This window comes from Mumia sp. (assembly GCF_028803055.1).
Classification (GTDB): Bacteria; Actinomycetota; Actinomycetes; order Propionibacteriales; family Nocardioidaceae; genus Mumia.
Genome location: NZ_JARBCJ010000160.1, coordinates 1 through 7,874 on the forward strand (window position 1 = coordinate 1; position 7,874 = coordinate 7,874).

Annotated in this window: 9 protein-coding genes; all 9 read right to left on the minus strand. The window is 70.2% G+C overall.

Annotated features, from left to right (window positions below; translation table 11 throughout):
- Window positions 1-17: 17 nt before the first annotated feature.
- A complete protein-coding gene (locus PV363_RS13930; protein ID WP_220341566.1) occupies window positions 18-371 on the minus strand; it encodes an RNA polymerase-binding protein RbpA in 354 nt (117 codons plus the stop codon).
- A 116-nt stretch (window positions 372-487) separates the two neighbouring features.
- Window positions 488-721: a preprotein translocase subunit SecG gene (secG, locus tag PV363_RS13935; RefSeq protein ID WP_220341565.1), complete on the minus strand. Its 234-nt coding sequence runs from the start codon at window positions 719-721 to the stop codon at window positions 488-490.
- Window positions 722-761: 40 nt separating this feature from the next.
- Window positions 762-1,568, minus strand: a complete 807-nt coding sequence (tpiA, locus tag PV363_RS13940) for a triose-phosphate isomerase (protein ID WP_220341564.1) — start codon at window positions 1,566-1,568, stop codon at window positions 762-764.
- A gap of 5 nt (window positions 1,569-1,573) precedes the next feature.
- Window positions 1,574-2,764 carry a phosphoglycerate kinase gene (locus PV363_RS13945; RefSeq protein WP_220341563.1) on the minus strand — a complete coding sequence of 397 codons (1,191 nt, stop codon included), beginning with the start codon at window positions 2,762-2,764 and terminating at the stop codon, window positions 1,574-1,576.
- 50 nt (window positions 2,765-2,814) lie between these two features.
- The gene (gap, locus tag PV363_RS13950) at window positions 2,815-3,819 is read right to left on the minus strand and encodes a type I glyceraldehyde-3-phosphate dehydrogenase (RefSeq protein WP_220341562.1); all 1,005 of its coding nucleotides are present in this window, start codon (window positions 3,817-3,819) and stop codon (window positions 2,815-2,817) included.
- Window positions 3,820-3,923: 104 nt separating this feature from the next.
- Complete coding sequence (gene whiA, locus PV363_RS13955; RefSeq protein WP_220345024.1) at window positions 3,924-4,910, minus strand: DNA-binding protein WhiA; 987 nt, start codon at window positions 4,908-4,910, stop codon at window positions 3,924-3,926.
- A gap of 169 nt (window positions 4,911-5,079) precedes the next feature.
- Window positions 5,080-5,988 (minus strand): uridine diphosphate-N-acetylglucosamine-binding protein YvcK, encoded by a 909-nt coding sequence (gene yvcK / locus PV363_RS13960; RefSeq protein WP_220342487.1) that lies wholly within the window; start codon window positions 5,986-5,988, stop codon window positions 5,080-5,082.
- Window positions 5,989-6,047: 59 nt separating this feature from the next.
- Window positions 6,048-6,932 (minus strand): RNase adapter RapZ, encoded by an 885-nt coding sequence (gene rapZ, locus PV363_RS13965; RefSeq protein WP_301022614.1) that lies wholly within the window; start codon window positions 6,930-6,932, stop codon window positions 6,048-6,050.
- The coding region (gene uvrC, locus PV363_RS13970) for an excinuclease ABC subunit UvrC (protein ID WP_301022615.1) at window positions 6,929-7,874 on the minus strand (946 nt) is incomplete at its 5' end. The genes rapZ and uvrC, both read right to left, overlap by 4 nt.

A 7,874-nucleotide genomic window follows, 5' to 3' on the forward strand; every position in this document is an offset into this window, starting at 1 on the left:
GCCCCCTCAAGCCACGCTCAGTAGATGACCTCGCCGCGCGCACGACGGGCGCGCAGAGTCTCCACAGCCTCGGTCAGGATCTGCTCTGCCTCGTCGTCGCTCCGACGCTCCTTCACGTAGGCGAGGTGCGTCTTGTACGGCTCGATCTTGGGAGCCGTCGGAGGGTTCTCGTGGTCCTGGCTGGCCGGGAGGCCGCATCGCGGGCAGTCCCACGAATCGGGAACCGCGGCCTCCATCGCAAAGCTCAGAACCGTCGTATGGGTGTTGGAACAGAAGTAGGAGATCGCCCGGCGTGGCGCGGTGTCCCCGCGCTCGGCCTCCCCCATCGGGCCTGAACCGACCCGACTACCTCGAATGGCACCGCCTGACACCTGTGGACTCCTCGCCCCTCGTCGCAGTCATCGCCACCGGCGCACGCCGGGTCGATCAGAAGTGTAAACGGCTCAGCACCCCGGGTCGAGATGCCGCGATCAGAAAAGTGGCGCGATCAGCTGTAGGTGAAGAGCAGACCGAGTGCCACGCAGCAGATGCCCCAGATCACCGCGGTGCCGACCGTGATGCGGTCGAGGTTGCGCTCGGCCACCGACGAACCGCCGAGGCTGCTCGAGACTCCGCCACCGAACATGTCGGAGAGGCCGCCGCCACGTCCCTTGTGCATGAGCACGAGGACGATGAGCAGCACGCTCGACAGGATGAGCAGGATCGAGAAGGTGAGGATCACGAGGATCGTCCTTTGGTCGCGGCGTACGGTCGGTCGTGGATCAGGCCACGCCCGACAGGTCGGGGAGGTCGTAGAACCGGCAGATGCCGGCGAACTCCTCCGCTTGGAGGCTGGCTCCCCCGACCAGAGCGCCGTCCACGTCGGACTGCGCCATGATCGCAGGCGCGTTCGCGGCCTTCACCGATCCTCCGTACAGGATACGCACCCGCTCGGCAGCCTGCGAAGACCACGTCTTGGCTACCTGCTCGCGGATCGCGGCGCAGACCTCCTGGGCGTCCTCGGGGGTCGCCACCTCGCCGGTGCCGATGGCCCAGACCGGCTCGTAGGCGATGACGGACTCGGCGACCTGGTCGGGCGACAGTCCGGCGAGGGAGCCCTCGACCTGCGAGGTGCTGTGGGCGACGTGGGTGCCCTCCTTGCGGACGTCGAGACCCTCACCCACGCAGACGATGGGCGTCATGCCGGCGTCGAGGGTCTTGAGCGCCTTCGCGGCGACCGTGGCGTCGTCCTCGCCGTGGTGCTGGCGCCGCTCGGAGTGTCCGACGACGACGTAGGAGCAGCCGAGCTTGGCCAGCATCCCGGCCGAGATCTCACCCGTGTAGGCGCCGGCGTCGTGAACCGACACGTCCTGCGCGCCGTAGCGGATCTTCATGCGGTCGCCGTCGACGATCGTCTGAACGCTCCGCAGATCGGTGAACGGCGGGACGACGGCCACCTCCGCCTTGTCGTAGTCGTGCTTCTTGTCCTGGAGCACCCAGGCGAGCTTCTGCACCAGGACGACAGCCTCCTGGTGGTTGAGGTTCATCTTCCAGTTCCCCGCGATCAGCGGGGTGCGCTTGTGCGCCATCGTCGTCAGCCCTCCAGGACCTGCAGGCCGGGGAGGTCGCGGCCCTCGAGGAACTCGAGGGACGCGCCGCCACCGGTCGAGATGTGACCGAACTGCTCGTCGCGGAAGCCCAGGCGCCGCACGGCGGCGGCCGAGTCGCCACCACCGACGACGGAGAGCCCGTCGACCTCGGTGAGGGCTCCGGCGATCGCCTGGGTGCCCGCAGCGAACGCGGGGAACTCGAACACGCCCATCGGACCGTTCCAGAAGACGGTGCGAGATCCGCGGATCTGCCGCGCGAACGCCTCGCTCGACTCAGGCCCGATGTCGAGCCCCATCTGGTCGGACGGCATCGCGTCGGCGGCGACCGTCGTCGGAGGCGCGTCGGCCGAGAACTCGGGCGCCACCACGATGTCCGTCGGGAGCACGATCTCGACCCCCTTCTCTGCGGCGCGGGCGAGGTAGTCCTTGACCGTGTCGATCTGGTCGGCCTCGAGCAGCGAGGCACCCACGCCGTAGCCCTTGGCCGCCAGGAAGGTGAAGACCATCCCGCCGCCGATGAGGAGCGCGTCGGCCTTGTCGATCAGGTTGTCGATCACGCCGAGCTTGTCCGAGACCTTGGACCCTCCCAGGACGACCGCGTAGGGGCGCGCGGGGTCCTCGGTGAGCCGGCTGAGCACGTCGACCTCGGCGAGCACGAGGCCGCCCGCCGCCGACGGGAGCCGCTGCGCGATGTCGTAGACGCTGGCCTGCTTGCGGTGCACCACGCCGAAGCCGTCGGAGACGAACGCGTCGCCGAGCTGGGCGAGCTCGTCGGCGAACGCACCCCGCTCGGCGTCGTCCTTGCTGGTCTCGCCGGGGTTGAAGCGGACGTTCTCGAGGACCGCCACCTGACCGTCACCGAGACCGGCGACCACCTCGTGCGCCGAGGCGCCGACGGTGTCGCCGGCGAACGTCACGTCCTGGCCGAGGAGCTCGGCGAGCCGCAGCGCGACCGGCTCCAAGGAGTAGGCCGGGTCGGCCTTGCCCTTGGGACGGCCGAGGTGCGCCATGACGACGACCTTCGCACCGGCGTCGGCGAGACGCCGGATCGTCGGCACGCTCGCGCGGACACGCCCGTCGTCGGTGATCGTGGTGCCGTCGAGCGGCACGTTGAGATCGCTGCGGACCAGCACGCGCTTGCCGCGCAGGTCGCCAAGGTCGTCGATGGTCTTCACTGTGCTCCCCGGGGAGACGTTGCTCGGATCGGTTCTGGTCGGCGAGACGCTCAGAGCGACTGACCGACGTACGAGGTGAGGTCGACGAGGCGGTTGGAGTAGCCCCACTCGTTGTCGTACCAGCCGACAACCTTGACCTGGTCGCCGATCACCTTGGTCAGGCCCGAGTCGAAGATGCACGAGGCCGGATCGGTGACGATGTCGGTCGACACGATCGGGTCCTCGGTGTAGACGAGGTAGCCCTTCAGCGGACCCTCGGCGGCCGCCTTGACGACGGCGTTGACCTCCTCGACCGAGGTCTCGCGGGGCGCGGTGAACGTCAGATCGGTCGCCGACCCGGTCGGGACGGGGACGCGGAGCGCGTAGCCGTCGAGCTTGCCCTTGAGCTCGGGGAGCACGAGGCTGACGGCCTTCGCGGCACCCGTGGAGGTCGGGACGATGTTGATGGCTGCCGCACGAGCACGACGGAGGTCCTTGTGTGGGCCGTCCTGGAGGTTCTGGTCCTGCGTGTAGGCGTGGATCGTCGTCATGAGGCCACGCACGATGCCCAGGCCGTCGTTGAGCGCCTTGGCCATCGGCGCGAGGCAGTTGGTCGTGCACGAGGCGTTGGAGATGATGTGGTGCGACGCGGGGTCGTACAGGTTCTCGTTGACGCCCATCACGACCGTCAGGTCCTCGTTCTTGGCGGGTGCCGAGATCAGGACCTTCTTGGCGCCGGCGTCGATGTGGGCCTTGGCCTTGGTGGCGTCGGTGAAGAAGCCGGTCGACTCGATCACGATGTCGACACCGAGGTCGCCCCACGGCAGCGCCGACGGGTCGCGCTCCTCGAACGCCTTGATGGTGCGGCCGCCGACGGTGATGGAGCTCTCGTCGTACGAGACGTCCTCCGGGAGCCGACCGAGGATCGAGTCGTACTTGAGGAGGGTTGCGAGGCTCTTGTTGTCGGTCAGGTCGTTGACGGCGACGACCTCGAAGTCAGCCCCCGAGGCCAAGGCGGCCCGGTAGAAGTTGCGGCCGATCCGGCCGAATCCGTTGATACCTACGCGCACGGTCACGACGCTTCTCCTTCGAGGATCACTCATCAGGCACTGGATCTGACGATCACCACGACCCTATCGCGGGGTCCGGACGCCCGCGCACACGGCTTCGGGGCCGTGGATCAGGCGCCGTCGGCCAGCATGTCGTCGGTCAGACAGGCCTCGGTGTCGGGAATGCCGAGGTCCGCCGCCCGCTTGTCTGCCATAGCCAGCAACCGCCGGATCCGGCCCGCGATCGCGTCCTTCGTCAGTGCCGGGTCGTGAAGCTGGCCCAGCTCCTCCAGGCTCGCCTGCTTGTGCTCGACGCGCAACTGGCCGGCGGTGCCGAGGTGGTCGGGCACGTCGTCCCCGAGGATCTCCAGCGCCCGCTCCACGCGTGCGCCGGCGGCGACCGCGGCGCGCGCCGAGCGGCGCAGGTTGGCGTCGTCGAAGTTGGCGAGGCGGTTGGCCGTCGCCCGCACCTCGCGGCGCATCCGGCGCTCCTCCCAGGCGAGCAGGGACTCGTGGGCACCCAGCCGGGTCAGCAAGGCGCCGATGGCCTCGCCGTCGCGGATGACGACACGATCGACTCCCCGGACCTCGCGTGCCTTGCCCTGGATGCCCAGCCGGCGGGCCGCACCCACCAGCGCGAGAGCAGCCTCGGGGCCTGGGCACGTCACCTCGAGCGCCGAGGACCGGCCAGGCTCCGTCAAGGACCCACGAGCGAGGAACGCGCCACGCCAGGCAGCGACCGCGTCACAGGTCGCGCCCGAGACCACCTGCGGAGGCAGGCCGCGGACCGGGCGGTTGGCGGCATCGAGCAGTCCGGTCTGACGTGCCAGGGCGGCACCGTCGCGCGCGACGCGGACGACCCACCGGGTGCCCTTGCGGATGCCAGCACCCTGGAGCACCTGCACCTCGCTGGCGTGCCCGTAGACGTCGGCGATGTCGTTGCGCAGCCGCCGCGCGGCAGCGCCGGTATCGATCTCGGCCTCGACCACGATCGCGCCCGCGACCAGGTGCAACCCGCCACCGAACCGCAGCAGCGAGGACACCTCGGCCTTGCGGCAGCACGCCTTGGTGACCGTTGTGCTCGACAGCTCAGACTTCACCTGCGTGGTCATCGCCATGCGCGTACTCCTCTTGATTGTCCTCGCCGGCCCAGACGTGGATCCTCCTGCGCCACTGTACGCGCGCCGCTGGGCGTTCGTGCCCACCTGGAGGGGGGTTCGGGCGCTCGTCGCGGAGCCTCCCGGCCGATGGTCCACGCCCCGCGCGACGTGCTGCTGAGAACTGTCACTAGGTGACCCGCATGATGCGGTCGTACGCCGCCGCGAGACGCAGCGGGTCGTGGCGCGCCGACCCGTCGTCACGCGCCAGCCGGTCGAGGACCAGCTCCGCACCGAGGTCGTCGGCCGCGGCACGGAGGCTGGGCTCGTCCGCCACCGCGTCGCGGTCGGCGAGCACGACGTCGACTCCCAGACGAGGCGCGTGCTCGGCGATCACCTCGAGGTGGCGCTCGGGCGAGAAGCCCTCGGTCTCCCCCGGTTGCGCCTCGAGGTTGAGGACGAGCATCCGCTGTGCGGACGTCTCGTGGAGGGCGCGAGACAGCTCGGGCACCAGCAGGTTGGGGATCACGCTCGTGAACCACGATCCGGGACCGACGACGACCCAGTCGGCCTCACGGACGGCGACAGGTGCCGGCGGCGACGCCGGTGGGTCCACCGGCTCCAGCCGGACGCTCACCACGTCACCGGGCGCCGTCGCGACCTCCGCCTGCCCTCGGACGACCGTGAGCCCGCCGTCGCCCTGCCGGACGGTCGCCTCGATGTCCAGAGGGATCGAGCTCATCGGCAGGACGCGGCCGCGCGACCCGAGGAGCCGTCCGATCCAGTCGAGCCCGGCGACGTGGTCGCCGAGCAGGTCCCACAGGCTCACGATGAGGAGGTTGCCCAGCGCGTGGCCGCTGAGCTCTCCGCCGGAGTCGAAGCGGTACTGGAGGACCTGGGCCCACGTCTGACCCCACTCGTCCTCACCGCACAGCGCCGCCAGCGCCTTGCGGAGGTCACCGGGCGGCAGGACGCCCAGCTCGGTGCGCAACCGGCCCGAGCTGCCACCGTTGTCGGCGACCGTGACGACCGCCGTGATCTCGCCCGGGAGGTAGCGCAGCGCCGACAGGCTGGCGGCGAGCCCGTGCCCGCCGCCCATCGCGACCACTTTGCGCTGCGTCAGGGGCGAGACGCCCAGACCCCCGCGATGCGGCGCGCTCACTCGCGCCCCAGGTCACGGTGGACGACGAGGGTACGGACGTCGTGCGCGCGCAACCGCTCGCCGAGCGCCTCCGACATCGCGACGCTGCGGTGGCGCCCACCCGTGCACCCGATCGCGATCGAGAGGAACCGCTTGTTCTCGCGGACGAAGCCGTTGGTGAGGGTGGCGAGGAGAGCCTCGTACTGGTCGAGGAACGGGAGGGCGTCGGGCTGTCCGAGGACGTACTCGCTGACCTCGGGATCGAGCCCACTCATCGGCCGCAGGGAGTCGACCCAGTAAGGGTTGGGGAGGAAGCGCATGTCGGCGACCATGTCGGCGTCGACGGGGATGCCGTACTTGAAGCCGAACGAGACGACGGTCGCCCGCAGCGGGTGCAGGTCGGGGTCTTCGAAGGCCGCGGAGACACGGGCAGACAGCTGGTGGACGTTGAGACGCGACGTGTCCACCACGAGGTCGGCCTTGGAGCGCAGGTCGCGCAGCAGCTCGCGCTCGACGCGGAAGCCGTCCAGGAGCCGCCCCTCGGTCCGGAGCGGGTGCGGACGCCGCGCAGCCTCCTGACGACGGACCAGCACCTCGTCCGCGGCCTCCACGAAGATCACGGTCGAGCGCAGCCCTTCCTTGCGGACGCTCTCGAGCGCTCCCTCGAGAGCGGAGAAGAACTGCCGCGACCGGGCGTCGACGACCACGCCGAGACGGGTCGCGGCGTGGCTCTGACCGAACAGGGCGACGGCGTCGCCGAGCAGCTGGGGCGGCAGGTTGTCGACCACGAAGTAGCCGAGGTCCTCCAGCACCTTGGCCACCGTGCTCCGGCCGGCCCCGGTCATGCCCGTCACGAGGACAAGCTCCTCCACCCCGGACGTACTAGTTGCCTCGACGCTCACGACCCCTCCTCGATGATCTCGCCGGTGGTCATGTTGATCGCGGGGGCCGTCGGCGTGGTCCGGTCCCCGGCGAGTGCTTCGACGACAGCGGTCGCCGTACGCGGCCCGAAGCCGGGCACCGCCGCGACCTCCTCGACCGTGGCAGCGCGCAGCTTCTTGAGTGAGCCGAACCGACGAAGCAGAGCCTTGCGGCGGACCTCGCCGAGTCCTGGCACGTCGTCGAGAGCACTCTCCACCATGGTGCGGGACCGCCGCCCGCGGTGGTGGGTGATGGCGAACCGGTGCGCCTCGTCGCGAACGCGCTGGAGGAGATAGAGGCCCTCGCTGGTGCGAGGCAGGATGACGGGGTCGTCCTGCTCGGGGAGCCACACCTCCTCGAGCCGCTTGGCCAGTCCGCACAGCGGGATGTCGTCGACCCCCAGCTGCCGCATCGCGTCGTAGGCCGCTGCGACCTGCGGAGGGCCGCCGTCGACGACGACGAGTCCGGGCGCGTAGGCGAACTTGCGCGGCTTGCCGGTGTCGGGGTCGACCAGCGCCGGCCCCTCGGCCTCGTCGTCGCCCCCGAGCTCCGGTGCGGCGAGGGCAGCACGCTCGTCGAGGTATCGCCGGAACCGCCGGGTGATCGTCTCGTGCATCGACGCCACGTCGTTCTGCCCCTCCACGCCGCGGATGACGAAGCGCCGGTATTCGCTCTTGCGAGGCAGGCCGTCCTCGAACACGACCATCGACGCGACGACCTCGGTGCCTTGGAGGTTGGAGATGTCGTAGCACTCGATCCGCAGCGGTGCCTCTGGCAGCGCGAGGGCGACCTGCAGCTCCTCGAGGGCGCGCGTACGGGTCGTCAGGTCGCTCGCCCGCTTGGTCTTGTGGAGGATGAGCGCCTGTCTGGCGTTGCGCTCGACGGTCTCCATCAGGGCGCGCTTGTCACCGCGCTGGGGGACG

Excerpts from the sequence above, each read along its gene's own strand:
- tpiA (WP_220341564.1), bottom strand. The coding sequence starts at position 1,568 with ATGGCGCACAAGCGCACCCCGCTGATCGCGGGGAACTGGAAGATGAAC.
- yvcK (WP_220342487.1), bottom strand. The coding sequence starts at position 5,988 with ATGGGCGGCGGGCACGGGCTCGCCGCCAGCCTGTCGGCGCTGCGCTAC.
- whiA (WP_220345024.1), bottom strand. The coding sequence starts at position 4,910 with ATGGCGATGACCACGCAGGTGAAGTCTGAGCTGTCGAGCACAACGGTC.